The organism is Streptomyces agglomeratus (assembly GCF_001746415.1).
In the GTDB taxonomy this organism is placed as follows: Bacteria; Actinomycetota; Actinomycetes; order Streptomycetales; family Streptomycetaceae; genus Streptomyces; species Streptomyces agglomeratus.
Genome location: NZ_MEHJ01000001.1, coordinates 6,009,948 through 6,035,738 on the forward strand (window position 1 = coordinate 6,009,948; position 25,791 = coordinate 6,035,738).

The 25,791-nt window shown below is 70.6% G+C and carries 26 protein-coding genes; 17 read left to right on the forward strand and 9 right to left on the reverse strand.

What is annotated here, in order from left to right; translation table 11 throughout:
- Window positions 1-52: 52 nt before the first annotated feature.
- Together AS594_RS26175 and AS594_RS26180 are read right to left on the reverse strand one after the other, a co-directional pair.
- Window positions 53-838 (reverse strand): ABC transporter permease, encoded by a 786-nt coding sequence (locus tag AS594_RS26175; RefSeq protein ID WP_069929312.1) that lies wholly within the window; start codon window positions 836-838, stop codon window positions 53-55.
- The gene (locus AS594_RS26180) at window positions 835-1,770 is read right to left on the reverse strand and encodes an ABC transporter ATP-binding protein (RefSeq protein WP_069929313.1); all 936 of its coding nucleotides are present in this window, start codon (window positions 1,768-1,770) and stop codon (window positions 835-837) included. The genes AS594_RS26175 and AS594_RS26180 overlap by 4 nt, the downstream gene beginning before the upstream one ends.
- A 271-nt stretch (window positions 1,771-2,041) precedes the next feature.
- On the opposite strand from AS594_RS26180, the gene AS594_RS26185 reads away from it, so the two are divergent.
- From AS594_RS26185 to AS594_RS26220, 8 genes are all read left to right on the forward strand, one after another.
- Entirely contained in the window at window positions 2,042-2,800 is a 759-nt protein-coding gene (locus tag AS594_RS26185) for a helix-turn-helix transcriptional regulator (protein ID WP_107357883.1), read from the forward strand.
- A complete protein-coding gene (gene sufB / locus AS594_RS26190; RefSeq protein WP_069929315.1) occupies window positions 2,797-4,218 on the forward strand; it encodes a Fe-S cluster assembly protein SufB in 1,422 nt (473 codons plus the stop codon). Before AS594_RS26185 ends, sufB begins: the two co-directional genes overlap by 4 nt.
- A 70-nt stretch (window positions 4,219-4,288) precedes the next feature.
- Window positions 4,289-5,467, forward strand: a complete 1,179-nt coding sequence (gene sufD / locus AS594_RS26195) for a Fe-S cluster assembly protein SufD (protein ID WP_069929316.1) — start codon at window positions 4,289-4,291, stop codon at window positions 5,465-5,467.
- Entirely contained in the window at window positions 5,467-5,784 is a 318-nt protein-coding gene (locus AS594_RS26200) for a bifunctional 3-phenylpropionate/cinnamic acid dioxygenase ferredoxin subunit (RefSeq protein WP_028813879.1), read from the forward strand. Before sufD ends, AS594_RS26200 begins: the two co-directional genes overlap by 1 nt.
- 7 nt (window positions 5,785-5,791) lie before the next feature.
- The gene (gene sufC, locus AS594_RS26205) at window positions 5,792-6,583 is read left to right on the forward strand and encodes a Fe-S cluster assembly ATPase SufC (protein WP_069929317.1); all 792 of its coding nucleotides are present in this window, start codon (window positions 5,792-5,794) and stop codon (window positions 6,581-6,583) included.
- Window positions 6,580-7,836, forward strand: a complete 1,257-nt coding sequence (locus AS594_RS26210) for a cysteine desulfurase (RefSeq protein ID WP_069929318.1) — start codon at window positions 6,580-6,582, stop codon at window positions 7,834-7,836. The genes sufC and AS594_RS26210 overlap by 4 nt, the downstream gene beginning before the upstream one ends.
- A gap of 12 nt (window positions 7,837-7,848) precedes the next feature.
- The gene (gene sufU / locus AS594_RS26215; protein WP_069929319.1) at window positions 7,849-8,313 is read left to right on the forward strand and encodes a Fe-S cluster assembly sulfur transfer protein SufU; all 465 of its coding nucleotides are present in this window, start codon (window positions 7,849-7,851) and stop codon (window positions 8,311-8,313) included.
- Complete coding sequence (locus tag AS594_RS26220) at window positions 8,310-8,660, forward strand: metal-sulfur cluster assembly factor (protein ID WP_069929320.1); 351 nt, start codon at window positions 8,310-8,312, stop codon at window positions 8,658-8,660. Before sufU ends, AS594_RS26220 begins: the two co-directional genes overlap by 4 nt.
- An 86-nt stretch (window positions 8,661-8,746) precedes the next feature.
- On the opposite strand, the gene AS594_RS26225 is transcribed toward AS594_RS26220, so the two are convergent.
- Window positions 8,747-9,760: a DUF7847 domain-containing protein gene (locus AS594_RS26225; protein ID WP_069930796.1), complete on the reverse strand. Its 1,014-nt coding sequence runs from the start codon at window positions 9,758-9,760 to the stop codon at window positions 8,747-8,749.
- A gap of 222 nt (window positions 9,761-9,982) precedes the next feature.
- Here AS594_RS26225 and AS594_RS26230 point away from each other — a divergent pair, with 222 nt between their 5' ends.
- Together AS594_RS26230 and AS594_RS26235 are read left to right on the forward strand one after the other, a co-directional pair.
- Window positions 9,983-10,309, forward strand: a complete 327-nt coding sequence (locus AS594_RS26230; protein ID WP_069929321.1) for a DMT family transporter — start codon at window positions 9,983-9,985, stop codon at window positions 10,307-10,309.
- Window positions 10,309-10,854 carry a TetR/AcrR family transcriptional regulator gene (locus AS594_RS26235; protein WP_069929322.1) on the forward strand — a complete coding sequence of 182 codons (546 nt, stop codon included), beginning with the start codon at window positions 10,309-10,311 and terminating at the stop codon, window positions 10,852-10,854. The genes AS594_RS26230 and AS594_RS26235 overlap by 1 nt, the downstream gene beginning before the upstream one ends.
- Here the strand turns inward: AS594_RS26235 and AS594_RS26240 are convergent.
- Window positions 10,835-11,713: a winged helix-turn-helix transcriptional regulator gene (locus AS594_RS26240; protein WP_069929323.1), complete on the reverse strand. Its 879-nt coding sequence runs from the start codon at window positions 11,711-11,713 to the stop codon at window positions 10,835-10,837. The genes AS594_RS26235 and AS594_RS26240 overlap by 20 nt on opposite strands.
- 73 nt (window positions 11,714-11,786) lie before the next feature.
- Between AS594_RS26240 and AS594_RS26245 the strand changes: the two genes are divergently transcribed.
- Window positions 11,787-13,124 carry an MFS transporter gene (locus tag AS594_RS26245; protein ID WP_069932163.1) on the forward strand — a complete coding sequence of 446 codons (1,338 nt, stop codon included), beginning with the start codon at window positions 11,787-11,789 and terminating at the stop codon, window positions 13,122-13,124.
- Window positions 13,125-13,215: 91 nt separating this feature from the next.
- Complete coding sequence (gene dapD / locus AS594_RS26250) at window positions 13,216-14,205, forward strand: 2,3,4,5-tetrahydropyridine-2,6-dicarboxylate N-succinyltransferase (RefSeq protein ID WP_069929325.1); 990 nt, start codon at window positions 13,216-13,218, stop codon at window positions 14,203-14,205.
- Window positions 14,206-14,344: 139 nt separating this feature from the next.
- Here dapD and AS594_RS26255 read toward each other — a convergent pair whose 3' ends face one another.
- Complete coding sequence (locus tag AS594_RS26255) at window positions 14,345-14,935, reverse strand: DUF4352 domain-containing protein (RefSeq protein ID WP_069929326.1); 591 nt, start codon at window positions 14,933-14,935, stop codon at window positions 14,345-14,347.
- Window positions 14,936-15,377: 442 nt separating this feature from the next.
- On the opposite strand from AS594_RS26255, the gene AS594_RS26260 reads away from it, so the two are divergent.
- A complete protein-coding gene (locus AS594_RS26260; protein WP_069929327.1) occupies window positions 15,378-15,602 on the forward strand; it encodes a hypothetical protein in 225 nt (74 codons plus the stop codon).
- On the opposite strand, the gene dapA is transcribed toward AS594_RS26260, so the two are convergent.
- Window positions 15,587-16,495, reverse strand: a complete 909-nt coding sequence (dapA, locus tag AS594_RS26265) for a 4-hydroxy-tetrahydrodipicolinate synthase (RefSeq protein ID WP_069929328.1) — start codon at window positions 16,493-16,495, stop codon at window positions 15,587-15,589. The two genes, AS594_RS26260 and dapA, sit on opposite strands and share 16 nt — an antisense overlap.
- A gap of 180 nt (window positions 16,496-16,675) precedes the next feature.
- On the opposite strand from dapA, the gene AS594_RS26270 reads away from it, so the two are divergent.
- Both AS594_RS26270 and AS594_RS26275 read left to right on the forward strand, forming a co-directional pair.
- On the forward strand, window positions 16,676-17,290 hold the full coding sequence (locus tag AS594_RS26270) for a DUF4232 domain-containing protein (protein WP_107393236.1): 615 nt from the start codon (window positions 16,676-16,678) through the stop codon (window positions 17,288-17,290).
- A gap of 129 nt (window positions 17,291-17,419) precedes the next feature.
- Window positions 17,420-18,148: an antibiotic biosynthesis monooxygenase gene (locus tag AS594_RS26275; RefSeq protein ID WP_069929330.1), complete on the forward strand. Its 729-nt coding sequence runs from the start codon at window positions 17,420-17,422 to the stop codon at window positions 18,146-18,148.
- Between the two features lie 53 nt (window positions 18,149-18,201).
- On the opposite strand, the gene AS594_RS26280 is transcribed toward AS594_RS26275, so the two are convergent.
- Complete coding sequence (locus AS594_RS26280) at window positions 18,202-20,064, reverse strand: endonuclease/exonuclease/phosphatase family protein (RefSeq protein WP_069929331.1); 1,863 nt, start codon at window positions 20,062-20,064, stop codon at window positions 18,202-18,204.
- Between the two features lie 204 nt (window positions 20,065-20,268).
- On the opposite strand from AS594_RS26280, the gene AS594_RS26285 reads away from it, so the two are divergent.
- Complete coding sequence (locus AS594_RS26285) at window positions 20,269-21,744, forward strand: hypothetical protein (protein WP_069929332.1); 1,476 nt, start codon at window positions 20,269-20,271, stop codon at window positions 21,742-21,744.
- Window positions 21,745-22,021: 277 nt separating this feature from the next.
- Here the strand turns inward: AS594_RS26285 and AS594_RS26290 are convergent, their stop codons facing one another.
- Window positions 22,022-22,813 carry an SDR family NAD(P)-dependent oxidoreductase gene (locus AS594_RS26290; protein ID WP_069929333.1) on the reverse strand — a complete coding sequence of 264 codons (792 nt, stop codon included), beginning with the start codon at window positions 22,811-22,813 and terminating at the stop codon, window positions 22,022-22,024.
- Window positions 22,814-22,917: 104 nt separating this feature from the next.
- On the opposite strand from AS594_RS26290, the gene AS594_RS26295 reads away from it, so the two are divergent.
- The gene (locus AS594_RS26295) at window positions 22,918-24,360 is read left to right on the forward strand and encodes an alkaline phosphatase PhoX (protein WP_069929334.1); all 1,443 of its coding nucleotides are present in this window, start codon (window positions 22,918-22,920) and stop codon (window positions 24,358-24,360) included.
- Here the strand turns inward: AS594_RS26295 and AS594_RS26300 are convergent.
- Window positions 24,326-25,213, reverse strand: a complete 888-nt coding sequence (locus AS594_RS26300) for a serine/threonine-protein kinase (RefSeq protein ID WP_167368045.1) — start codon at window positions 25,211-25,213, stop codon at window positions 24,326-24,328. The genes AS594_RS26295 and AS594_RS26300 overlap by 35 nt on opposite strands.
- Between the last annotated feature and the right edge of the window lie 578 nt (window positions 25,214-25,791).

Sequence of the window (25,791 nt, forward strand, 5' to 3'; positions counted from 1 at the left end):
GGGGGGCCCAAACGGGGCGTATCTCACTGCCCGCGCCGGCCGCCGGCCCGTCTCACTCCCAGCGGAAGAAGCGGGCCGCCGCGCCGAGCCCCAGGACCGCCCACACCGAGAGGATTCCGAGCGCCCCCCACGGGACGGCCGCGCCGTGCTGGAGCACGTCGCGCAGGCCGTCCGACAGGGCCGAGATCGGCAGCAGCCCGAGGACCGCCTGGGCCGCGTCCGGGAACTTGTCGAGCGGCACGATCACGCCGCCGCCCACCAGGAGCAGCAGGAAGACGAGGTTGGCGGCGGCCAGCGTCGCCTCCGCCTTGAGCGTGCCGGCCATCAGCAGGCCGAGGCCCGAGAAAGCCGCCGTACCGAGAACGAGGAGGAGAAGGACGGAGAACGGGCTGCCGTGCGGGGACCAGCCGAGGCCGAACGCGATCACCGTCAGCAGGACGACCTGGAGCACCTCGGTCACCAGAACCGACAGCGTCTTCGCCGTCATCAGTGCCCAGCGGGGCAGGGGAGAGGTGCACAGCAGCTTCAGCACGCCGTACCGGCGCTCGAATCCCGTCGCGATGGCCTGCCCGGTGAACGCGGTGGACATGACGGCCAGCGCGAGGATGCCGGGGGCCAGGAAGTCGACGGCCTCGCCGGAGCCGCCCGCCGTCTCCACGGGCACGGTGATGATGTCGACGGCCGAGAACAGCACCAGCAGCAGCGCCGGGATGATCACCGTGAGCAGGAGCTGCTCGCCGTTGCGCAGCAGCATCTTCGTCTCGAAGAGGGTCTGCGCCGTGATCATCCGGAGCAGCGGTGCCGCTCCGGGCCGGGGTGTGTACGTACCGGTGCTCATGAACGGAGGTCCTTACCGGTCAGTTCGAGAAAGACGTCCTCCAGGGAGTGCCGTTCGACGGAGATGCCGTCCGGCATCACGCCGTGCTGGGCGCACCAGGAGGTGACGGTGGCCAGCAGCTGCGGGTCGACCTTGCCGGTGATCCGGTACGTCCCGGGCGTCAGCTCCGCCGCGAGGGTGTCCGTGGGCAGCGCCTTGAGCAGGGACGCGATGTCGAGGCCGGGGCGCCCGGTGAAGCGCAGGGTGTTCTCGGCGCCGCCCCGGCACAGCTCTTCGGGGCTGCCCTGGGCGATCACCTTGCCGCCGTCGATGATGGCGACGTCGTCCGCGAGCTGCTCGGCCTCGTCCATGAAGTGGGTGGTGAGGACGACGGTGACGCCGTCGGTGCGCAGCTCGCGTACGAGGTCCCAGGTGGACCGGCGGGCCTGCGGGTCGAGGCCCGCGGTCGCCTCGTCCAGGAAGACCAGTTCGGGACGGCCGACGACGGCCATCGCCAGTGCGAGCCGCTGCTGCTGTCCCCCGGAGAGCCGCCGGTACGCCGTACGGCCGCAGCCGCCGAGCCCGAGGCGCTCGACGAGCGCGTCCACGTCCAGCGGGTGGGCGTGGAGCTTCGCCACGTGGCGCAGCATCTCGTCGGCCCGGGCCCCCGAGTACACGCCACCCGATTGGAGCATCACCCCGATACGGGGGCGCAGCTCGGCCGCGTCGGCGACCGGATCGAGACCGAGTACGCGGACCGTCCCGGCGTCCGGCCTGCGGTAGCCCTCGCAGGTCTCGACGGTGGTGGTCTTGCCGGCCCCGTTGGGGCCGAGGACGGCGGTGACCGCGCCCGGGCGGACGTCCAGGTCGAGGCCGTCGACCGCGGTCCTGGTTCCGTACCGCTTGACCAGTCCTGTGACCCGGACGGCGACCTCGGCGGTCTCGCTTCTCATGCCAGGAAGTCTAGGGAGGGTGCCGGCGGCGGTGGCCGGGGGCTCCGGTCAAGGAGGGAAAGCGCCTGGTCAACCAGGGCGTAGTGCCGGAAAAGTCCCTTCCGTTCCCACCGTGACCGTGGGCGGCCGACGGTCGTCCGCCGACTCGGGTCTGATCGTTTCCGCAGGTCAAGTTAGGTGTACCTAAGTGATGCAGCCCACCGGAGCTTGATCAGGACGCGGGTTGTCACGCTCCGGCGAATTACGCAACAATGACGTTGTGAAATACGGTGTGAGTTCGACTGAGCCTCCCCAGGAGGAGCTCGCGACCGGTGAGCGCTCGACGCGCAACCGGATCGCGCGGTCAGTCCTGGACCACGGCCCGTCCACCGCCGCCGATCTCGCGAAGCGCCTCGGGCTCACCCAGGCCGCCGTCCGCCGCCACCTCGACTCGCTCGTCGCCGAAAACGTCGTCGAGCCCCGCGAGCAGCGCGTGTACGGGACCAGGACCAGGGGCAGGCCCGCCAAGGTCTTCGCGCTCACCGACTGCGGCAGGGACGCCTTCGACCAGTCCTACGACAAGCTCGCGGCCGACGCCCTGCACTGGATCTCCCAGGCGGCCGGCGGCGGCGAGAAGGGCGAGGCGGCGGTCGCCGCGTTCGCCCGCGCCCGGTTCGCCGCCCAGGCCGGGGCGTACCGGGAGACGGTCGAGGCCGCACCGCCCGAGGAGCGGACCGAGGCGCTTGCCAGGGCCTTGTCCGCCGACGGGTACGCTGCTACGGCGCGTAACGCACCGGTCGGAGAGCAGCTCTGCCAGCACCACTGCCCGGTCGCCCATGTCGCCGAGCAGTATCCGCAGCTGTGCGAGGCGGAGACCGAGTTCTTCTCCGAACTGCTCGGAACACATGTGCAGCGTCTGGCCACCATCGCCCACGGCGACGGGGTGTGCACGACGTTCATTCCGCGCGGCTCCAGCGGCAGCAGCACAGGCCAGACCACACGTTCAGCATCTTCATCTTCTGCAAGTACGGCCGGGAGGAACCCCGCATGACTCTCCCCACGGAGACTGCCCACCCCGAACTCGAGGGCCTGGGTACGTACGAATTCGGCTGGGCCGACTCCGACACGGCAGGCGCCACGGCCAAGCGCGGCCTCTCCGAGGAGGTCGTCCGCGACATCTCGGCGAAGAAGAACGAGCCCGAGTGGATGCTGAAGCTGCGGCTGAAGGGTCTCAAGCTGTTCGGCAAGAAGCCCATGCCGAGCTGGGGCGCCGACCTGTCGGGCATCGACTTCGACAACATCAAGTACTTCGTGCGCTCCACGGAGAAGCAGGCGGAGTCCTGGGAGGACCTGCCCGAGGACATCAAGAACACGTACGACAAGCTCGGCATCCCCGAGGCGGAGAAGCAGCGCCTCGTCGCCGGTGTCGCGGCCCAGTACGAGTCCGAGGTCGTCTACCACCAGATCCGTGAGGACCTGGAGGAGCAGGGCGTCATCTTCCTCGACACGGACACCGCGCTGAAGGAGCACCCGGAGCTCTTCCAGGAGTACTTCGGCACGGTCATCCCGGTCGGAGACAACAAGTTCGCCTCGCTGAACTCGGCCGTGTGGTCCGGCGGCTCGTTCATCTACGTACCCAAGGGTGTGCACGTCGACATCCCGCTCCAGGCCTACTTCCGCATCAACACGGAGAACATGGGCCAGTTCGAGCGGACGCTGATCATCGTCGACGAGGACGCGTACGTCCACTACGTCGAGGGATGCACCGCCCCGATCTACTCCTCCGACTCGCTGCACAGCGCCGTCGTGGAGATCATCGTCAAGAAGGGCGGCCGCTGCCGCTACACGACCATCCAGAACTGGTCGAACAACGTCTACAACCTGGTCACCAAGCGCGCCGTGGCGTACGAGGGCGCGACCATGGAGTGGGTCGACGGCAACATCGGCTCCAAGGTGACGATGAAGTACCCGGCCGTCTACCTGATGGGCGAGCACGCCAAGGGCGAGACGCTGTCGATCGCCTTCGCGGGCGAGGGCCAGCACCAGGACGCCGGCTCCAAGATGGTCCACATGGCGCCGAACACGTCCTCCAACATCGTCTCCAAGTCGGTGGCGCGAGGCGGCGGCCGGACCTCCTACCGCGGTCTCGTCGAGATCGGCGAGGGCGCCGCGGGCTCGAAGTCCAACGTGCTCTGCGACGCGCTGCTCGTCGACACGATCTCCCGCTCGGACACGTACCCGTACGTCGACGTGCGCGAGGACGACGTGTCCATGGGCCACGAGGCGACCGTCTCCAAGGTCTCCGAGGACCAGCTCTTCTACCTGATGAGCCGCGGCATGACCGAGTTCGAGGCCATGGCGATGATCGTGCGCGGCTTCGTCGAGCCGATCGCCAAGGAGCTGCCGATGGAGTACGCGCTGGAGCTCAACCGGCTGATCGAGCTTCAGATGGAGGGCTCGGTCGGCTAAGGCCGCAAGGCCGCCGTCCCGCCCCGCAGCGACAGATTCCTTGACCCAGAGAGAGAGCACTACGACAGCCATGGCTGAGGCTCAGAACATTCCGGTGGGTTCCACGACCGCCGGGTCCATCGCGGTGGCCGCCGAGTCCACCGTCGCCACGCGCATGAGCGCCCCGCCGTCCTTCGACGTGGCGGACTTCCCCGTGCCGCACGGCCGCGAGGAGGAGTGGCGCTTCACGCCGCTGGAGCGCCTGCGCGGGCTGCACGACGGCACCGCGGAGTCCGGCGGCGTACTCACCGTCGACGTGAGCGCCCCCGAGGGCGTCACCGTCGAGACGGTGGACCGCTCCGACGCGCGGCCCGGCAAGGCCGGCACCCCGGTGGACCGCGTGGCCGCTCAGGCGTACAGCTCCTTCGAGAAGGCCTCGGTCGTCTCGGTGCCCAAGGAAGCCGTACTGACCGAGCCCATCCGGATCGCCGTCCACGGCCAGGGCGGCACCGCCTACGGCCACCAGGTCGTCGAGCTGGGTGCCTTCGCCGAGGCTGTCGTCGTCATCGACCACACCGGTGACGCCGTGCTCGCCGCCAACGTCGACTTCGTCGTCGGCGACGGCGCGAAGCTGACCGTCGTGTCCGTCCAGGACTGGGACGACACGGCCGTACACGTCTCGCAGCACAACGCGCTGATCGGCCGCGACGCCTCCTTCAAGTCGGTCGTGGTGACCTTCGGCGGCGACCTGGTACGCCTCAGCCCCCAGGTGCAGTACGCCGGAACCGGCGGCGAGGCCGAGCTCTTCGGCCTGTACTTCACCGACGCGGGCCAGCACCAGGAGCACCGCCTCCTGGTCGACCACAACACCCCGCACTGCAAGTCGAACGTCGCCTACAAGGGCGCGCTCCAGGGCGACGGCGCGCACGCCGTGTGGATCGGCGACGTGCTGATCCAGGCCGCCGCCGAAGGCACGGACACGTACGAGATGAACCGCAACCTCGTCCTCACGGACGGCGCGCGCGTCGACTCGGTGCCGAACCTGGAGATCGAGACCGGCGAGATCGCCGGCGCCGGCCACGCCTCGGCGACCGGCCGCTTCGACGACGAGCAGCTCTTCTACCTCATGTCGCGCGGTATCCCGGCCGACGAGGCCCGCCGTCTCGTCGTCCGCGGCTTCTTCGCGGAGCTCGTCCAGCAGATCGGTCTGCCCGACGTCGAGGAACGCCTCCTCGCCAAGATCGACGCGGAGCTGGAGGCGTCCGTCTGATGGCCTTCGTCAAAGCCTGTGCGCTGAGTGAGCTGGAGGACGACACCCCGAAACGGGTGGAGCTCGACGGCACACCGGTGTCCGTCGTCCGTACCGAGGGCGAGGTGTACGCGATCAACGACATCTGCTCGCACGCGAACGTCTCCCTCTCGGAGGGCGAGGTGGAGGACTGCATGATCGAGTGCTGGCTGCACGGCTCCAGCTTCGACCTCCGCACCGGCAAGCCCTCCGGCCTTCCCGCGACGCGCCCCGTCCCCGTATACCCCGTCAAGATCGAAGGGGACGATGTGCTCGTCTCCGTCACACAGGAGTCCTGAGACACCCATGGCAACGCTTGAAATCCGCGACCTGCACGTTTCCGTCGAGGCCGACAACTCCTCCAAGGAGATCCTCAAGGGCGTCGACCTGACCGTGAAGCAGGGCGAGACCCACGCCATCATGGGCCCCAACGGCTCCGGCAAGTCCACCCTCGCGTACTCGATCGCCGGTCACCCCAAGTACACGATCACCAGCGGCACCGTCACCCTCGACGGCGAGGACGTCCTCGCGATGTCCGTCGACGAGCGCGCCCGCGCCGGCATGTTCCTCGCCATGCAGTACCCGGTCGAGGTCCCCGGCGTCTCGGTCTCCAACTTCCTCCGTACGTCGGCGACGGCGATCCGCGGCGAGGCCCCCAAGCTGCGTACGTGGGTGAAGGAGGTCAAGACGGCCATGGAGACCCTCCAGATGGACCCGGCCTTCGCCGAGCGCAACGTCAACGAGGGCTTCTCCGGCGGTGAGAAGAAGCGCCACGAGATCCTCCAGCTGGAGCTCCTCAAGCCGAAGATCGCGATCCTCGACGAGACCGACTCCGGCCTCGACGTCGACGCCCTGCGCCAGGTCTCCGAGGGCGTCAACCGCGTCCACGCGAGCGGCGAGGTCGGCACGCTGCTGATCACGCACTACACGCGCATCCTGCGCTACATCAAGCCGGACTTCGTGCACGTCTTCGCCAAGGGCAGGATCGTGGCGTCCGGTGGCCCGGAGCTCGCCGACAAGCTCGAGGCCGAGGGCTACGAGGAGTACACGAAGGGCGCCCCCGTGAGCGGAGCGACCTCAGAGGAGGACGTCGCGTGACACAGCTGCCGGGCCTTCTCGACACCGAGGCGATCCGCAAGGACTTCCCGATCCTGGATCGCACGATCCACGACGGCAAGAAGATCGTTTACCTGGACAACGCGGCGACTTCGCAGAAGCCGCGCCAGGTCCTCGACGCGCTGAACGCGTACTACGAGCAGAGCAACGCCAACGTCCACCGCGGCGTTCACGTGCTCGCCGAGGAGGCCACGGCGCTGTACGAGGGCGCCCGCGACAAGGTCGCCGCCTTCATCAACGCGCCGAGCCGCGACGAGGTCATCTTCACGAAGAACGCCTCCGAGTCGCTCAACCTCGTGGCGAACATGCTGGGCTGGGCCGACGAGCCCTACCGCGTGGACGCCGAGACCGAGATCGTCATCACGGAGATGGAGCACCACTCCAACATCGTCCCGTGGCAGCTGCTCTCGCAGCGCACCGGCGCGAAGCTGAAGTGGTTCGGCATCACCGACGACGGCCGCCTCGACCTGTCCGACATCGACGAGATCATCACCGAGAAGACGAAGATCGTCTCCTTCACGCTGGTCTCGAACATCATGGGCACGGTCAACCCGGTCGAGACGATCATCCGCCGCGCGCAGGAGGTCGGCGCGCTGGTGTGCATCGACGCCTCGCAGGCGGCGCCGCACATGCCCCTCGACGTACAGGCGCTCCAGGCCGACTTCGTGGCCTTCACCGGACACAAGATGGTCGGCCCGACCGGCATCGGCGTGTTGTGGGGACGCCAGGAGCTGCTGGAGGACCTTCCGCCGTTCCTCGGCGGCGGCGAGATGATCGAGACCGTGTCGATGAGCTCGTCGACGTACGCTCCCGCTCCGCACAAGTTCGAGGCCGGTACGCCCCCGATCGCCCAGGCCGTCGGCCTCGGCGCGGCCGTGGACTACCTCAGCGCGATCGGCATGGACAAGATCGCCGCCCACGAGCACGCGATCACCGAGTACGCGATCAAGCGCCTCTCGGAGGTCGAGGGCCTGCGGATCATCGGCCCGACGACTTCCGAGGACCGCGGCGCGACGATCTCGTTCACGCTCGGCGACATCCACCCGCACGACGTGGGCCAGGTCCTCGACGAGCTGGGCATCGCGGTCCGGGTCGGACACCACTGCGCGCGGCCCGTCTGCCTGCGGTACGGAATTCCTGCGACCACGCGAGCGTCGTTCTATCTGTACTCCACGCCGGCCGAGGTCGACGCCCTGGTCGACGGCCTGGAGCACGTCCGGAACTTCTTCGGTTAAGGGCTGGGGATCGTGAAGCTTGATTCGATGTACCAGGAAGTCATCCTGGACCACTACAAGCACCCGCACGGGCGGGGCTTGCGGGACGGCGACGCCGAGGTGCACCACGTCAATCCGACGTGCGGCGACGAGATCACGCTGCGCGTGAAGTACGACGGTGCGACGGTCGCCGACGTCTCGTACGAGGGCCAGGGCTGTTCCATCAGCCAGGCCAGCGCCTCCGTGCTGAACGATCTGCTGGTCGGCAAGGAGCTGGCCGAGGCCCAGAAGATCCAGGCGACCTTCCTGGAGCTGATGCAGTCCAAGGGCCAGATCGAGCCGGACGACGCGATGGAGGAGGTACTGGAGGACGCGGTCGCGTTCGCCGGTGTCTCGAAATACCCGGCGCGCGTGAAGTGTGCTCTGCTGAGCTGGATGGCATGGAAGGACGCGACGTCCCAGGCACTGGGCGACGGCGCCGAGAGGAAGACCGCATGAGCGAGAACGCTGCACCCACCGAGAGCGTCACGACCAAGCCCGCCTCCGAGGAGGAGGTCCGCGAGGCCCTGTACGACGTGGTCGACCCCGAGCTGGGCATCGACGTCGTCAATCTCGGCCTGATCTACGGCATTCACGTCGACGACGCGAACATCGCCACGCTCGACATGACGCTGACGTCCGCGGCCTGCCCGCTGACCGACGTCATCGAGGACCAGGCGAAGTCGGCGACCGAGGGCATCGTCAACGAGCTGAAGATCAACTGGGTCTGGATGCCGCCGTGGGGCCCGGACAAGATCACCGACGACGGCCGCGAGCAGCTCCGCGCGCTCGGTTTCAACGTCTGAGACACCTGCGACGTACGAGGCGTACGTCGAGCACGGCATGCGAGAGGCCCCCGGCAGTGCGCCGGGGGCCTCTCGCATGCCGTGCGTCAGTGCGGTGCCCCCGCCGCCTCGGCGAGGGCCGGGGCCAGGTTCTCCCTGCGGATGCGCTGGTCGACGTAGAGCAGGCCGGTCACCACCTGCGGGTAGGTGGTGGCGATGATCTGGCTGATGATGCTGCCCAGCATGATGAACAGCAGGTAGCCGGCCATCGCGGTGAGGGCCTCCCCGGCGCTCGGGTCCGCTCCCGCCCCGGCCATACCGGGCATGCTCGTCAACATGCCGATGATCGTGAGCGGGAACTGCACGATGTAGCCGGCGACCGTGGCGATGAGCCAGGCCAGCGCGCTGATGCCGAAGATCCGCCACCAGGAGCCCTTCACTAGCCGGGCCGAGCGGCGCAGCGCGGCGACGGGCCGCTGGGACTCGAAGACGACGGCGGCCGGGGCCAGGCTGAACGTCACCCACACCCAGACCGCCACGGGGAAGCACGCCAGCATCAGGACGAAGCCCAACGCGACCCACGCCCCGGGGACGTCGTCCGAGGTGAACGACACGATCAGCAGGACGTAGCTGCCCAGGAAGACGCCCATGACCAACGCCGCGACGAGCCAGGGCAGCAGCATCGCGCCGATCACCGCGGGCACCCGGCCCCAGGAGCGCCGCCACACCGTGCCGAGTGTCGTACGGCGGCCGAGTATCGCGTCCTGGAGCACGGCGGGGCAGGCTGCCATGATCGCCGCGCTGGCGACCACCATGGCCAGGACGGCGACGACGCACACGAGGGCGAACGCGACGATCAGGGGCGCCGCGACGTCGGAGCCGAACGACTCGTCGTACTCGTCGATGTCGACCACCTTGCTCAGGGTGTCGCTCGTCGCGGAGTAGGCGACCAGCACGGCCGCCAGCGTCACCAGGAGCGCTCCGCCGTACATCAGCACGGCTATGCCGAACAGCTGCTTCCAGTAACGGCCCACCGTGCTCATGGAGCCGCCGATGACGTCCCCGAGCGAGAGCGGCGCCAGCGGGATCACCCCGGGCTTGGGCGGGGGAGGGGGCGGCATCCAGCCGCCGCCCCAGCCGGGTGGCGGGGGGTAAGGGGGTCCTGCGTGGGGTCCGCCGCCGTGGGGGCCGTTCCAGCCCGAATCGTGCGCCACTCTCACTCCGTTGCGTTCCAGGCCCTGACCGGGCGCTACACCGTATCCGGTGGCTGTCGCCCGGTGGAACGGAGTTGTTGCGCCCGTCGATGCGTACAGCCGTACACACGTATGTGTACAGTCGTACGCATGCCCACGCCCTACGTCTTGCTGGCCGCCGCCATCGCGGCGGAGGTGGCCGGTACGACGGCCATGAAGTACAGCGACGGATTCACCAGACTGTGGCCCTCACTGGGCACGGCAGCCGGTTATCTGCTCGCCTTCACCCTGCTCGCGCAGACCCTCAAGTCCATGTCCGTGGGCACCGCCTACGCGATCTGGGCGGGCGTCGGGACCGCGGCGGTGGCCGCCATCGGCATGCTCTTCCTCGGGGAGTCCGCGAACGCCGTCAAGCTGGTGGGAATCGGTCTGGTCATCGTCGGCGTAATCCTCCTCAACGTCGGCGGCGCGCACTGATGGCCCGCCGCTACGACCCCGGGCGCCGGCAACGCATCGTCGACGCCGCGATACGGGTCGTCGCGAGCAAGGGCATCGCCGGGCTGAGCCACCGGTCCGTCGCGGCCGAGGCCGATGTGCCGCTCGGCTCGACGACGTACCACTTCACGACCCTCGACGAACTGCTGGTCGCCGCGCTGCGGCAGGCGGGCGAAGGCTTCGCGAAGGCGGTGGGCGCGCGCGGCGCGTTCGACGACCCGCGGGCCGATCTCGCCGGCGAACTCGCCGGGTTGCTGGGGGAGTGGCTGTCCGGGGACCGTACCGGCGTGGAGCTGGAGTACGAGCTCTACCTGGCCGCGCTCCGTCGGCCCGCCCTGCGCCCCGTCGCCGCCGAATGGTGCGAGGGCCTGGCCGCCCGGCTGGCGCCGCGCACGGACCCGGTCACGGCGCGGGCGCTGGTGGCACTGATGGACGGCATCTGTCTCCAGGTGCTGCTGACGGGCGTGGAGTACGACGCGGTGTACGCGCGGGAGATGCTGGCGCGGGTCATCGCGGGCCGGACCTGACGGTGGCCAGCGCCGTCTCGACGCCCGCCACGATGTCCGTGACCGGGTAGGCGACCTGACGGACCGTACGGTCGCGCTCCACGACCAGCGTCAGCCGCTTCAGACGGCTGACGCCCGCCGCCCGGAACGTCGGCAGGCGCAGCGCGGCCGCCAGGGTCAGGTCCGCGTCCGACAGCAGCGGGAAGTCCAGCCGCTCCGAGTCGGCGAACGCCCGCTGTTCGTCCGGGCGCTGGACGGAAACCCCGCGCACGCTCGCCCCGGCGGCGGTGAACTCGGCCGACCGGTCGCGGAACGTGCGGGATTCCAGGGTGCAGCCGGGGGCGCCGGGGATCTCGGACCAGCCGGGCGGATACGACTCGGGGCGGGCGTACGCGCCCGGGAAGCAGTACAGGACGGTGTACGGCGTGTCCGCGACCGGGTCGCGCGAGTCGCCGTTCAGGTCGAGGAGCCGAAGCTCCGGCAGGCGCGTGCCGACGAGTCCGTGCACGCGCTCGGCCTCGCGTGAGACCTCCGCCGCTGTCGCCGTCGTCTCGCCGTCTCCGAGCAGCCAGGTGTCGCCCCAGTCCTGGAGGGAGATCAGTACGGGCAGCAGGGCTCGGCCGCGCCGGGTGAGGCGGTACTCGTACCGGACGGGCCGGTCCTGGTACGCCTCGCGCGTCAGTACGTCCGCGTCGACCAACAGCCGCAGCCGCTCGGCGAGCACCTTGCGGGACATGCCGGTCTCCGCCTGGAGCGCGTCGAAGCGGTGCACCCCGCGGGCCGCGTCGCGCACGATCAGCAGGGTCCACCAGTCGCCGACGACGTCGAGGGCCCGGGCGATGGCGCAGTCGGCGTCGTCGAGGCGGGTGCGTTGTGCCATGGCTCTCATGCTGGCATAGTCCAGTGAGTTCCCAAAGGGAACGCACTCGTACGCACGCAGGGGGCGGGGCAGGTTGGGGTCACTTCGGGACGTACCCAAGGCCGTACGGCACTTGGCGTTCGGCATCTTCTTCAACAGTGCCGTCGCCTTCACCTTCATCTATCTCTTCGTGTACCTGACGGACGAGCGCGGCCTGGCCGTCGCACAGGCGGGCGTCATCAGCGGCATCGGGGGCGTGGGCCTGGTCGCGGGAAACTTCACCGCGGGCTGGTTCGGCGACCGCTTCGGCCACCGGCGCACACTGCTGACCGCATCCGTCCTCGCCGGCGCCGGGCTGGTCGCGCTGCCCGCCCTGCCGGACCCGCTCCTGTACGCCGTGCTGCCGCTGGCCCAGTACGCCCAGGGCGCCGTGCGCGCCGCGAACTCCGCACTCATCGCGGTCTCCGTGCCCGACGGCTCGCGCCGCCAGGGCTTCGCCGTGATGCGGGTGGCCGGGAACGCGGGCTTCACGGTCGGGGCGCCGCTCGGGGCGCTGGTGTCGGCCGAGTTCTCGTACACGGTGATCTTCGTCGCGGACGGCATCGGCACGTTGCTCTTCGCTCTGTACGCGGCGATGGTCCTTCCCCTGGCCCGCCCCGCCGCCCGGCGCCACGAGAGCCGGCCCGCGCCGGGTGTCTGGCGGGAGCTGCGGGCGCGCCCGGCCGTCCTCGTCCTCCTCGTGTCCGTCTTCTTCGCGGACATCGTCTACCGGCAGCTGTTCTCCACCGTCCCGGTCTTCCTCGGCGACCACGGCATGGACACCCGCGCGTACGGCTGGCTGATCGCCGTCAACGGAGCGGTCATCCTCTGCCTGGAACTCCCGGCGACCGTCGTCCTGCGCGGGCATGCGCCCCTGACGATCGTGGGCGCCGGCCTGGTCCTGGTCGGCCTGGGCTACGGCGCGCTGACGCTGGGCGCCTCGGTCCCGGTGGCCCTGGCGATGATGCTGCTGCTCACGGCGGGCGAGATCCTCTACAAGACCCCGGCGACGGCGTACGTCGCGGACCATGCGCCCGATCACGCGCAGGGCCGGTTCCAGAGCCTGTACGCCGGTGTCTCGGTCAGCGGCGTCATCCTCGCCCCACCGCTGGGAGGCGCCCTGTACGCGACGGCGCCCGCCCTGCTCTGGCCGCTGAGCGCGGCGCTGGCGCTGGCGGCGGGCGGTGCGGTGATCGCGGCGGGGCGGCCGGGCCGCGCGACGGCCGGCCCGTCCCACGGCCCGCCCCTCCCCGACCCGAGCCGGGGCGCTGCCCCGGACCCCGGCCCCCCAGCGCCGGACGGGCCGAAGTCAGCCGCACGAGGAATGTCTCCGCATACGGAGCAGGCGGGCGCGGGCGATAGAGCGGGGAAAACGAACCCGTCCGGCGGCTGAGGGCCGGGACCGGGCCGGCGCCCAGGGGGGCGGGCGCCCGGCATCCGGGACCGGTTCGCCTCGACACGCCCGAGCCGGTTAGCGTTCGGGCATGACCGATACGACTGCTACTCGCACCACCGGCGCTGTCGCCGCCGGCCTCGCCACCCTCGCCGCGGACGGCACCGTCCTCGACACCTGGTTCCCCGCCCCCGAGCTCGTCGCCGAGCCCGGCCCCGCCGGCACCGAGCGCCTCACCGCCGAGCGCGCCGCCGAGCTGCTCGGCGCCTCCGCGCCGAAGACCCTCGGCCCGGACGCCCGCCGCGGCGTCGAGGTCGTCGCCGTCCGTACGGTCATCGCCTCGCTCGACGACAAGCCGCTGGACGCCCACGACGCGTACCTGCGCCTGCACCTCCTGTCGCACCGCCTGGTCCAGCCGCACGGCCAGAACCTCGACGGTGTCTTCGGTCTCCTCGCCAACGTCGCCTGGACCTCGCTCGGCCCGGTCGCCGTCGACCAGCTGGAGACGGTACGGCTGAACGCCCGCGCCGAGGGCCTGCACCTCCAGGTGACCTCGGTCGACAAGTTCCCGCGCATGACGGACTACGTCGCCCCCGCGGGCGTCCGTATCGCGGACGCGGACCGGGTCCGCCTCGGCGCGCACCTGGCCTCCGGAACCACCGTCATGCACGAGGGCTTCGTCAACTTCAACGCCGGCACCCTCGGCACCTCCATGGTCGAGGGCCGCATCTCGGCGGGTGTCGTCATCGGCGACGGCTCCGACATCGGCGGCGGCGCGTCCACCATGGGCACCCTCTCCGGCGGTGGCAACGTCCGCATCACCATCGGCGAGCGCTGCCTGGTCGGCGCCGAGGCGGGCGTGGGCATCGCGCTCGGCGACGAGTGCGTCGTCGAGGCCGGCCTGTACGTCACGGCGGGCACCCGCGTCACCATGCCCGACGGCCAGATCGTCAAGGCCCGCGAGCTCTCCGGCGCCAGCAACATCCTCTTCCGCCGCAACTCGGTCACGGGCACCGTCGAGGCCCGCCCGAACAACGCGGTCTGGGGCGGCCTGAACGAGATCCTCCACAGCCACAACTGATCACGTACGACTACGTCGGCGCTGATCAGCAATGAGCGCCCTTCCGGGTCCCGAGACGGCCCCAGAAGGGCGCTCTGGAGTGTGACAGCCGACTCCTCGGACTTGATGCCGACCGGTCGCCGATTCACCTACGGCACAGTTACGAAGGATTGAGATTCACTGCCACTCCGCCGCTGAAAAATGAGTCGTGCAGCTCAATTTTGACGGGCTTGACGTTCTTGGGAACGTCGAACACGACTATGCCCTTCACCTTGTTGCCCGGATTGATTTCATTGAGGAACGACTGGCTTTCATCCAGGTATACGGCTGCCGTCGTGTCCGCACTGAATTCGCGGTCTTCCGCGTCGAACAACTTTTGAGCACTTCCATCGAAGAGTTGCGCCTCGTCGCCGATGTTCTCGACGTCCATGCACACGAGGACGAACTGACCCTGGGCCTTCTTGTCGAACTCGTCGCCGACTTCCTCGACCCCCGGAATGACCTTGGTGACGGTGAACTCGAACTTGCCGTCACGCACGGGGTCCCCGATCCCCGGCTCCTGTGCCTTCTGCTTGGGATTTTCCGGCCTCTCGTCACACAAGGTCGTTGCGGTGAGAGCCTGTACGCCGCTGACGTTTCCTTCCGCGCCGCTGCTCGAGACGGCGGGCATGGTGATGAGGGCGATGGCCGCGATCGGAGCTATGAGGTATGTGTGGCACCTTCCCCATTTTCCTTGGTTTTTCTCGGCCATGATGATCTCCTGCACATCTGAGCCCCCGGCGTGCCTTGGTGGGGGCCTGCTCGCAGTTCCATCATTCGCTCATTCGCTCAGTCGTGCCAGTGACCGTGGTGTCGAAGCGGGCAATTGCGATCTGCGTATTTCTGGTCACCGAGCGTGGCGTTGTTCTGCGGCCTATTGCTGCTGCCCACACCGGTCGCCTTCGGCGCGGGTCGCTTCGGTAACTCAGGGCTTGATTTCGGCTCGACGAAGTCGGCGTCGCCCGTCGCCGACGGGCGCGGCGCATGGTGTCCGCGAGCTGCCGCCGTACCGGACGCGTCTCTGTACGCCGTACGCGCCGTCTGAACCGCACTCACACGGATGACCTTGCGTTACCTGTGGGCCGTTCGGGTGGATAAGCAGGGCGGACAATCGGCTCGGCACACCGGACGACGAATCAGGGCGAGGGAACGGCATGACGGCACAACAGGCACGGGTACTGGCTCGTTGGATCACCGGATGCGGCGCGGTTCTCATGGCGGTGGGGCTGCCCGCAGCGGCCGCGCACGCCGACGAGACGCACAACAACGGGCACAACGGGCCCCGGGTGATGCTGATTTCCACCGGCCAGATCGACGACCCGCTGGAGGACGTCCTGGAGCACGCGACGGTCCTCGGCCGGACCTACATGGCGGGCTGACGCAGCCCGGTCAGCTCCTCGTACGCCTTGAGCAGCCCGTCGACCGTCTCCCGGCCGGCGGGCCGCAGCGGTTCCCTGACCGGGCCGGCCGGCAGCCCGAGCGCGCCGAGCAGCCCCTTCGCCGTGACGGTGCCGGGCAGGCCCGATGCCATCGCGAGCGTGATGAGGGGCACCGTGCGCCGGTGGGCGAGGGCCGCGCCCGCCGTGTCCCCGGCGTCGTAGGCGTCGAGGACGGCCCGCATGGCGCGGGGCGCGCAGTTGGCGACCGTACTGACATAGCCCGCGCCGCCCACCGCGTAGAGCGGCAGGTTCAGTTCCTCGCTGCCCGAGTAGTAGGCGAGATCCGTGCGCGCGAGAACGGTGGCGGCGGCGAGCAGGTCGTAAGCGCAGTCCTTGACCGCGCGGATGCGCGGATGCCCGGCGAGCCGCAGCATGGTCTCGACCTCGATGCGGGTGCCGGTACGGCCGGGGATGTCATACAGCATCAGCGGTACGCCGACCGCGTCCGCGACCCGCCGGAAATGGGCCTCCACGGCGTCCTGCGGCGGACGGCTGTAGTACGGCGTGACCACCAACAGGCCGTCCGCGCCCGCACGTTCCGCCGCCCGGGCCAGTTCGACCGTGTGGCGGGTGTCGGCGCTCCCTACGCCCGCCAGAACCGACGCCCGGTCACCTACCGCTTCCGAAACGGCTCGTACGAGCGCGCTCTTCTCGGCGTCGGTGGTGGTCGGGGACTCGCCGGTGGTGCCGTTCAGGACGAGCCCCTCGCAGCCGCCCCCGGACACCAGGCGGTCGGCGAGCGACTGGGCGCCGTCGAGGTCCAGGGCCCCTGCCGGGGTAAAGGGCGTGATCATTGCGCACAGGGCGCGGCCGAAAGGGCCTGCTGCGGTCATACGGGAAGTCTCGTCGGCCCAACGGTGAAGGTCCACTTAGATTTTCTTCGGTCCGCGGCAAGCATTGCTAAACAATGGGAGTCCGCCACGGCTGTGTGCGGTGGAGGCGGACCAGGCGAGGGCGGAGGTGGCGGACACTTGCTGTGACAACCGGGTGGGGGAGTGTGGGGAGACGTGGGCATGCGCGGAGCCGGTGCGGCAGTCGTCTGGGCGGTCGCGGGGATGCTGGCGCTGTCGGGGTGCGCGTTCCTCGTACCCGACGGCGAGGGGGAGGCGAAGCCGACCCCTGCGGCGAAGCCGGTTCCGGCGCGGAGCGCCACGGCCGCCCCTGCCCCGCCGCTTCCCGTCTCCCCCTCGGCGGAGCCACGGGGGGCCGGCTGTTCGTCCGACGCCCCCGAAGTGTCCATGGGCGAGGTGCAGGCGGCCCTCGGCCACCGGGCCGTCGGGCTCACCCTGACCAACTGCGGCAAGGACCCCTACCAGGTCTTCGGCTACCCGAGCGTGCAGGCACTGGGTACCGACGGCAAGGTGCTGGACGTCTGGGTGAAGCGCGGTTCCTCGTACATGGGCACCGACAAGGGCCCCACCTTGGTGATCCTCGCCGCGGGTGAAAGCGTGCGGTCGCTCCTTTCCTGGACGAGCAATCCCGAGACCGGACGGCTCCAGCAGGCGTCTGCCCTCAGGATCGCCCCGGCCGCCGGCGAGGCGGCGCGGAGGTTTCCGCTGGAGGGCAGCGATGTCCGTACGGTGGACGAACTCACCCTGACCGCCTGGCACGCGGCCGCCACCGGCTGATCCCGGGCCGGCGTCAGAGTGCGGGCTCGCGGCCGTCGTGGCGAAGCTTGACCTCAACCGCGCTTCGGGTTTGAGGATGGTGAGCACGAGAACGCGCCGAACCGGCGCGTCGAGTGAGGAGGCCAAGCCATGTCCGTACGAGGCGCACAGGTCAACACCCGTCCTCAGATAGGGCGTTCGGACGCCGGAGTCGTGCTGGTCAGTACCTGGCGGACCGGTACGCCCGAGCGCCGGCAAGCCGCCGTGGAGGCTGTCTCGAAGACGTGGCGGAGCCGCCCGTGGCCGGACCCGGGACTGCTGTCGTACAGCGTGTACACCGGCGAGGACGATGACACCCTGCTGCACTACTCGCAGTGGCGCGGCCTGGAGGACTACCACGCGTTCGTCGCCACCTTCCGGGACGAGCGCAACGCCGAGATCGACGCGGCCGTGCCCGGGATCGAGCGGGTGGAGCTGCGTGCCTACGAGATGTACCGGAGCACTGAACTCGCGCCCGGCGGAGCAGACCGCGAGCCGGGCTGCGTCGTGATCGTCGACGTCGAGTTCGACGGGCCCGACGCGGCCCGTCAGCGGGACTGGGTGGACACCGTGTTCGAGGCGCTGGCGACGGACCCCGGCCTGCACCCGGGTGGGATCGCCGGGCACTTCCACGTCAGTACGGACGGGACGCGCGTCCTCAACTACGCCGAGTGGGAGAGCGCCGAGGCGCACATCGAGGCGCTGGGCGGGACCGGCGGCGTGGGCGCGGTGACACCGCAGTGGCAGAAGGTGCACGGCTACCCGGGGGTGACCGGCGGCGGGGTGAAGCGCTACACGCCCGCGCTCAGCCTGAGCGCGGGCGTGCGGGAGGCGTCCTGAGGACCACGAACGCACGGTCCCCTGAGGGTTACGGGCGGCCGGCGCCCTGAGGGCTACGGGCGGAAGCGGAGGACCTGGGGGTCGTGGTCGCTGTTCTGCTCGGCGAACTCCGCGTTGATGTGCACGCTGTCGTAGCTGAACTTCCCGATCGACGGGCTGGTCAGGATCTGGTCCAGGACCTGGCTGTTGCCCTGGAAGACGTACGAGTAACGCTCCGAGCGCGGCAGAGACTTGACCGCCGGGTACAGCGCGCCGTCCGCCGTCAGCGCCTTCGTCGTCGCCGAGAACTCGAAGTCGTTGATGTCACCGAGGACGAGCACGTCGGCGTTGCGCTGCGCCTTCAGGATGTCCTTGACGAACGCGTTCACCGACTGCGCCTGCTCCAGCCGCTTGACCTCCGACTTGCGCACCGGCGGCTGGTGGTGCGACGCCAGACCCTCGTCGCCGCCCTTCGAACCGAAGTGGTTGGCGATGACGAAGACCGTACGGCCGCGGAAGGTGAACTCGCCGGCCAGCGGCTTGCGGCTGTTCTCCCAGGCCGCGTTCGCCGGGTCGATGCGGCCGGGGGAGAGGGTCAGGGCCGCGCGGCCCTTCTCCTGTACGACGGCGGTCGCGGTGGTGGCGTCGCCGGCCCCGCGGTCGGTGAAGGCGACCCGCTCGGGGTTGAAGAGGAACACCTGGCGGATGTTGCCGCCGGGCTCGCCGCCGTCCTTGTTGTTGACCGGGTCGACCGTGCGCCAGGCGTACGACGGACCGCCGGCGGCGGCGATCGCGGCCGTGAACTTCTTCAGCGTCTCCTCGGCGGAGACCGTGCCGTCGTTCTTGGCGCCGTTGTCGTCCTGGATCTCCTCCAGGGCGAGGATGTCGGGCGAGGCGAGGTTGTCCACGACCGCCGCCGCCAGCGCGTCGAACTTGTCCTGCGGGTCGCCCGGGTCCAGGTTCTCGACGTTGTACGTCGCCACCGCCAGCTCGCCGCGGCGCTGCGGCCGGGTCGACTCGCGCTCCAGGCCCCGGTCGGTGACCGTGCCGAGCGTACGGGCGGTCAGCGTGTAGCCGCCGAACTGGTTGAAGTCCAGGGGGCCTTCGGTCGTACCCGAGAGCACGTCGCCGACGTTCGCCTTCGGGAACGGCTGCTGGGACACGGGCGCGAGCTGCTGGATCTGGAGCCGGCCGGTGTTCTGCGAGGTGTACGAGCCGTAGACCGCGCCGCCGCGCCGGTTGTCGTTCTCGTGCGGCTTCACCGTGACCCACAGCTCCGCGTACGGGTCGGTCGCACCGACCACGCGCGACGAGCCGATGCGGATGCTGGTGCCCTCCAGCGACTCGTAGTAGTCCAGGGCGTACGCCGACGGGTTCAGCGGCAGCGCGTTGATGCTGCCGCCCGCCGCCGGGTCGCCCTCGGGGGCGTACGCGGACGGAACGGACTTCGCGGAGACGGCGACCGGCGCGGGCAGCGCGTTGCCCGAGGAGACCACGGTCACGGCCGGCTTGGAGATCTGGGTGAGCGACTGGTTGCCGGAGGCCGTGCCGCCGGGGATGTATTCGCCGACCGTGCCGGACACCTTGACCGCGTCGCCGACGGCGACGGTGGGCGCGGAGCCGGTGAAGACGAAGATGCCCTCGCTGGTGGCCGCGTCGGCGTCGGCCTCGGTGTCCTGGAACCAGAAACCCTTCGAGCCGTACGTCCGGACACCGGTGACGATGCCGGACACGTCGGTGACCTGCTGCCCCACGAGCGGGGATATCCGGGTCGTGCCCTGGATGTCGTGAATGCGGGTCTGCGCGGGCGCGGTCGCGGAGACGGTGGCGCTGGCGGACGCGGAGGACGAGCTCGCCAGAAGGCCGGCAGCCAGTGCGGAGGCTACGACGGCCGCGACCGCGGCGGATCTCGGGAGGGAGGAGGAACGGGCTGTCATCACGTGGCTCCGAGTACGAGGGATGAGGGGTGAAGCGTGGTTCTACGCGTGGTTCTACGCGCGTCAATCTCTTGTGTGGGCCGGGGGGTTGTCAAGGGCCGCCGGGTGTACGGGTCCTGACGGGTACATGAAGCCGGTGGTGCAGGGGCGATTACGTCTACGCTGGGGGCCGCCCGACCCGTATGCGCCAAGGAGAACCCCCAGATGTCCGGTGACCGCCCGACCCTGCCGCCGGTGCGGCTCCACTCCGACGCCGAACTGGCGCGGGAGGCGCTCACCTCACCGCTGCTCGCACGTGCCGCGCGGCTCGCCCGGTGGGCGGGTCCCGCGACCCGGGTCGGCGCGGGCGGCGAACTCGTCGACGAGCAACTCCCGAAGGCCGCCGGGCACCTCGGGCTCAGCGCCGACGAGGAGGGTGCGGCCGAGGCGAGCGAGGCATGGCGGCTCGCCGTCGACACGGGGCTGGTCGAGGTGACGGACGCCGAGGAGGGCGCCGGAGGCGTGGAGGGCGTGGAAGGTGACGCCGACGCGGTCGCCGCCGTCACGGCCGGGGAGAACCTGACGCTGCTCACCGCCGGAAGCCCCCAGGACGTACTCGCCATCTGGCTCGACGCCTTCGACGCCGTCTTCGCCGACGCGACGGCGCCGGTCCTGGACGACCTCGCCGAAGCCATCGACGAGGACGGACAGATCGACCTCGACGCGCTGGACTGGGACCCGGAGGCGGAAGCGGAGTTCCTGGAGGGCGTGCTCGGGAACCTGTACCTGCTGACCGTCTCCGAGGGGGCGGTGGAAGGGCCGGTTCCACTGCCCGCGCTCGCCGCCTCGATGATCGTGCCGGAGGACATGGGCGAGCCCACCGACGACGTACTGGAGCAGGTGTCGGACGCCATGATGCGGCTCGACGACCAGTTCCGGGTACTGGAGCCGATCGGGCTCGTCGTCTACCGGCCGGTGGACGAGGCGCTGATGGCGGAGGAGGGAGCGGAGCCCGAGCCGCCCGTCGACGACGAGGACGTGTCCCGGTACGGAATGGTGGGGCTGACCCCGCTCGGTCTGTACGGGGTCAGGGCCCGCATGCTCGAAGCGGGCATGGACGCGCCCGCGGTCGGCGATCTCGCGGACAAGGGCGCCGAGGCACTGCTCGACGGCATCGCGTACTTCCCCGAGGTGTCGGCCGGCGCCGAGACGCAACTGTGGCTGGCCCGGCGCGAACCGGCGGCGGCGGCGCGGGAGTTGCTCGCCGCAGCGCGGGGTACCGACAAGGGCGCGCCGCTGCGCAGGCTGCGCAGTCAGCAGGCGCTGTCGCTGGTCGGCCAGGAGGCGGAGGACGCGGTCCGCGAGGTGCTCGACGACGCGGAACTGGGCGGCCTGGCGCGGGTCTGGCTCGCCGAGCACGGCGCGTCGGACGTGCCGCCGCCGCCCGAGCCGATGATCTTCTGGCTCGCGATCGACACGATCGCGGCGCAGCTCGACGCGGCCGGCGAACCGGACGAGCTCCAGGGCCTGGTGGCGGGGCTGACCGGCCGGCACAGCGGCTTCTTCGACGCGGCGTGGCGGGTGGACCACCCGGCCACGGCGGACGTCCTGGAGGCGATGGGCCGACTGCACCCGGACAAGAAGGCGGCGAAGGAAGCACGCAAGGCGGCGTTCAAGGCGAGGTCCCGCCGGGCGGGTTGAGGGATGGCGGCGCGGGTGCGTGGAGTGTGCGGCGCGGGTGAGTGGGGGTGGGGGCGCGCGTGCGTCGGGCGGGGCGCGGGTGTGTGAGGAGGGCCGCGGGTCGCTTCGGCGCCGACCCCCTCCCCTCCCCTCCCCGCCCCTCCCCGCCCCTTCCCGTCCCTCTCCGCCCCTTCCCGCAACCGGGGCCGCTGCCACGGACCCCGCTCTCGAACGCCGGAGGGACCGGACCGCACGGAAGCTGTCCGGCCCGTCCCCGGGCACAGGGCCCGCCGCTGCCTCAAGTGCGCAGGTACGAAGCCCCGTTGAGGTCCAGCACCGCCCCGGAAGACCACTCCGCGCCCGGCGACGCCAGCCACACCACCGCGCCCGCGATCTCCTGAGCCGTCGCGACCCGCCCGAACGGGCTCTGGGCGCGGATCGCCTCGCCCTCCGCCCCGCTCAGCCGGTCCGCCACGCGCTCGGTGTCGAAGAACCCCGGGGCGACGGACGCCACCCCGATGCCGTACGGCGCGAGGGACACCGCCAGCGACTGGCCGAGCGCGTGCACCGCCGCCTTCGTCGCTCCGTACGCCGGGTGGTCCGGCTCCCCGCGAAACGCCCCGCGCGAGCCGATGTTGACGATCCGCCCGCCCGTGCCCTGGTCGATCATCCGGCGGGCCGAGAGGTGACTCAGGTTCGCCGTGGCGAGCAGGTTGACGGACACATGGCGCTGCCACGCGGCCGCCCACGCGTCGTACGGCGTCTCCGCGAGGGGGTGGCGCTCGTTGACGGCCGCGTTGTTCACCAGGACGTCGATGCCGCCGAGCCCCTCCGCCGCCCGGTCCGCGACCGCCGCCGCGCCCGCCGGGTCGGACAGGTCGCCGCCGACCAGCACATGGCCCGTACCGGGGAGCCCCTCCAGGGTCTGCCGCGCTTCCTCGCGCCGCGAGCCGTAGTGGACGGCGACCCGGTCGCCGCCCGCCGCGAAGGCGTGGGCGACGGCCCGGCCCAGGCCGCGCGACGCGCCGCTGACGAGGACGCGGCGGCCGGAAGCGGGCAGACGCGCAGGAGTGTGCGGGGGCAGGTGCATGACGGTGGCCTCTCGTACGACGGGCGCTGTTCAGCCCCCGTTTATACGCGCGCGCGAGCCTGGGGCCGAAAACACGTGCCCCTCACGGGCCTCAGGAGGTACGCATGACGATCACCCGCAGGGACTTCGCCAGACGCTCCGCGCTGACCGGCGCATCCGTCGCGCTCGTCGGCAGCGTCGGGGCGCTCGCCACCGCGCCGGGAGCGCTCGCCGCCGACGACGCGCCCGACACCGGGGACGCGGGCGACGAGGCCGGCACGCGCGGGCACGGCCCCGGCTACGGGCCGCTCGTCCCCGACCCCGAGGGCATCCTGGCCCTCCCGGCGGGCTTCTCGTACCGGATCATCACGCACTCCGGTGTCACGACACTGGAGTCCGGCGAATACACGCCGTCCAACCACGACGGCACCGCCGCCTTCGAGGGCCCGCGCGGCACGACGCTCCTCGTCAACAACCACGAGCTCAAGGGCGTGCGTTCCAAGTGGAAGCACCCCGTGCCGCTCACCGAGGGCCTGGTGTACGACCCGGCCGCGTCCGGCGGCTGCACGGTCGTCGAGGTGCACCGCGGCGGCGAGGTCGCCGAATGGGTCGGCATCGCGGGAACCTCCACCAACTGCGCCGGTGGCAGCACCAGTTGGGGCACCTGGCTGACCTGTGAGGAGAACTCCGACCGGGCCGGCCAGAACGGCATGACCAAGGACCACGGCTACGTCTTCGAGGTCGATCCGTACGACCGCCGTGCCAACCTGAACCCCAAGCCAGTCAAGGCGTTCGGCCGCTTCGACCACGAGGCCGTCGTCATCGACCCCAAGCGCGGCCACGCCTACCTCACCGAGGACGACTCGGAGCCCAACGGGCTGCTCTTCCGCTGGGTCCCGCCGCACGGCTTCAAGCACGGCCGGGGACAGCTGCGCAGGCTCGCCGACGACGCGGGCACCCTCCAGGCGCCCAAGTGCTTCGACTCCGGCGGCCGGTTCGTCGACGACCTGTCGCGTGCCACACGCATCGGCACGGTCTACGGCGTCGACTGGATCGATGTACCGGACCGGGACGGCAGGACGGTCCCGGTGCGCGAGCAGTTCGACGACGGTGACATCACGCGGGCCCGCAAGCTCGAAGGCATGTGGTGGGCCGACGGCGGCGCGTACATCGTCTCGTCGTACGCCCGCGACGAGAGCCCCGGCGAGCCGCACGACGGCCAGGTGTGGTTCTACGACCCCAGGCGCCGCACGCTCACGCTCAAGGTGCTGATCGGTACGGGCGGGCAGTTCGACGGCCCGGACAACATCACCGTCTCCCCGTACGGCGGCCTGGTCCTCGCGGAGGACGGCGACGGCGGCCAGCACCTCTTCGGCGCCACGGAGAGCGGCCGTACGTACCCCATCGCCCGCAACGAGCTCAACGTGGGCACCGACGCCGAACCGCAGTTCAGCGAGTTCGCCGGGGTCGTCTTCTCGCCCGACGGGAAGACGCTCTACGCCAACATCCAGAACCCGGGCATCCTGCTGGCCATCACCGGTCCGTGGCGGCGCCGTCGCCCGCGCTGACCGCGAGGAGCTCGCCCAGGTGCTCCTCGTACTCGCTGATCAGGCCGGCCGCCGCCTCCTGCTCCCACCACGGCACGGGGGCGGCGCGCTCCGCGCACCAGGCGAGGGCCTCGGGCATGCTCGGCCGGTCGGCCGGGGCGGTGGCCAGGCAGGCGGCGAGGAAGCCCGGCCACTCCGCCCCCGGTACGCCGACGAGGTCGGGGGCGTCGTGCAGGGTCCGCTCCGTCACCCGCTCGGCGCTGCCCGACCCGAACGGATTGCGGCCCGTGCTGGACAGCGCGAGCAGCGCGCCGAGTGCGAACACGTCGGCGGGTGTGTCCGCCCGGCTGCCGGGCACGAGCAGCTCGGGAGCGACGAAGCCGAGGAAGCCCGAGCCGGCCGGGTCCAGCCCCGCGGACCGGCCCGCGGTACCGAAGTCGATGATCTTCGGGCCGCGGTGGGTGATCAGAACGTGGGCCGGCTTGAGGTCCAGGAGCGCGGGCCCCGCGCCGTGGATGGCCGACAGCGCCACGGCGACGGCCGAGCCGAACGTGCCGAGGTCCGCCGGCCCCAGCGGCCCCGTCGTGGTGATCGTCTCCACGATCGGCGGCCCGACGCAGAACTCGGCCGCCAGCCAGGACTGCCCGTCCTCCGTACCGGCGTCGAACACCGTCGCCGTGAACGGCCCGCGGACGCGCAGAGCCGCGGCGGCCTCGCGGCGGAAGCGTTCGAGGAACCTCGGAGCGGCGGTCAGCCGTTCGTGGACGGTCTTGAGGGCGACCAGCCGTCCGGCGGGGTCGCGTGCCAGCTGCACCCGGCCCGTACCGCCCTCACCGATCAGCGAGACGATGCGGTACTCCGCGTGCTCGGGCATGCCGTGGTCCCTCCGGTCGTACGCGTCGTGGTCGTCGTACGCGATCGTGATCGTGATGTGATCCAGTGTCCCGGATGCCCTCTGCGACGCGTACAACGGCCGGTTCGGTTGCGGTGGAGCGACTGCCCGTCGCCCCTGCGGTCCGGCCGGTCGAGTCCGCCACCCGCACTTTCGGGTGAGGCGAATTCGAAAGGGTGAACCAGGGTGTGCGGCGGCCATGGGGCGAGCGCTCCGCGGTCATTGCCGGAATTCGTCGCCGGCCGCCTCCCGAAGTGGCCGGAGATCATTTCCGGATGACTTCCGGGGGTGGAATTCACGTGCCTCTCGCGGTGAATTGGTGCCGCCCGGCAGGCGGCGCGGGGGGACGGCTGTTCCGTTGCCGCGATGCCCCGCGCCGCGGGCGACGGCGCCGCGGAATACGCGGACTCCCCGGTCCCGGAATCACGAACGGCATCCGGCGGAGGCCGAATCGGAACCCGGTGGAGCCTGATTCGGAACAATGTGCCATGTGTGAATCGACACTCAGCAAACGGTGCGGGCGACACGGCGCGAGCCGCGCGGCCCAGGTTCTTTTCCGC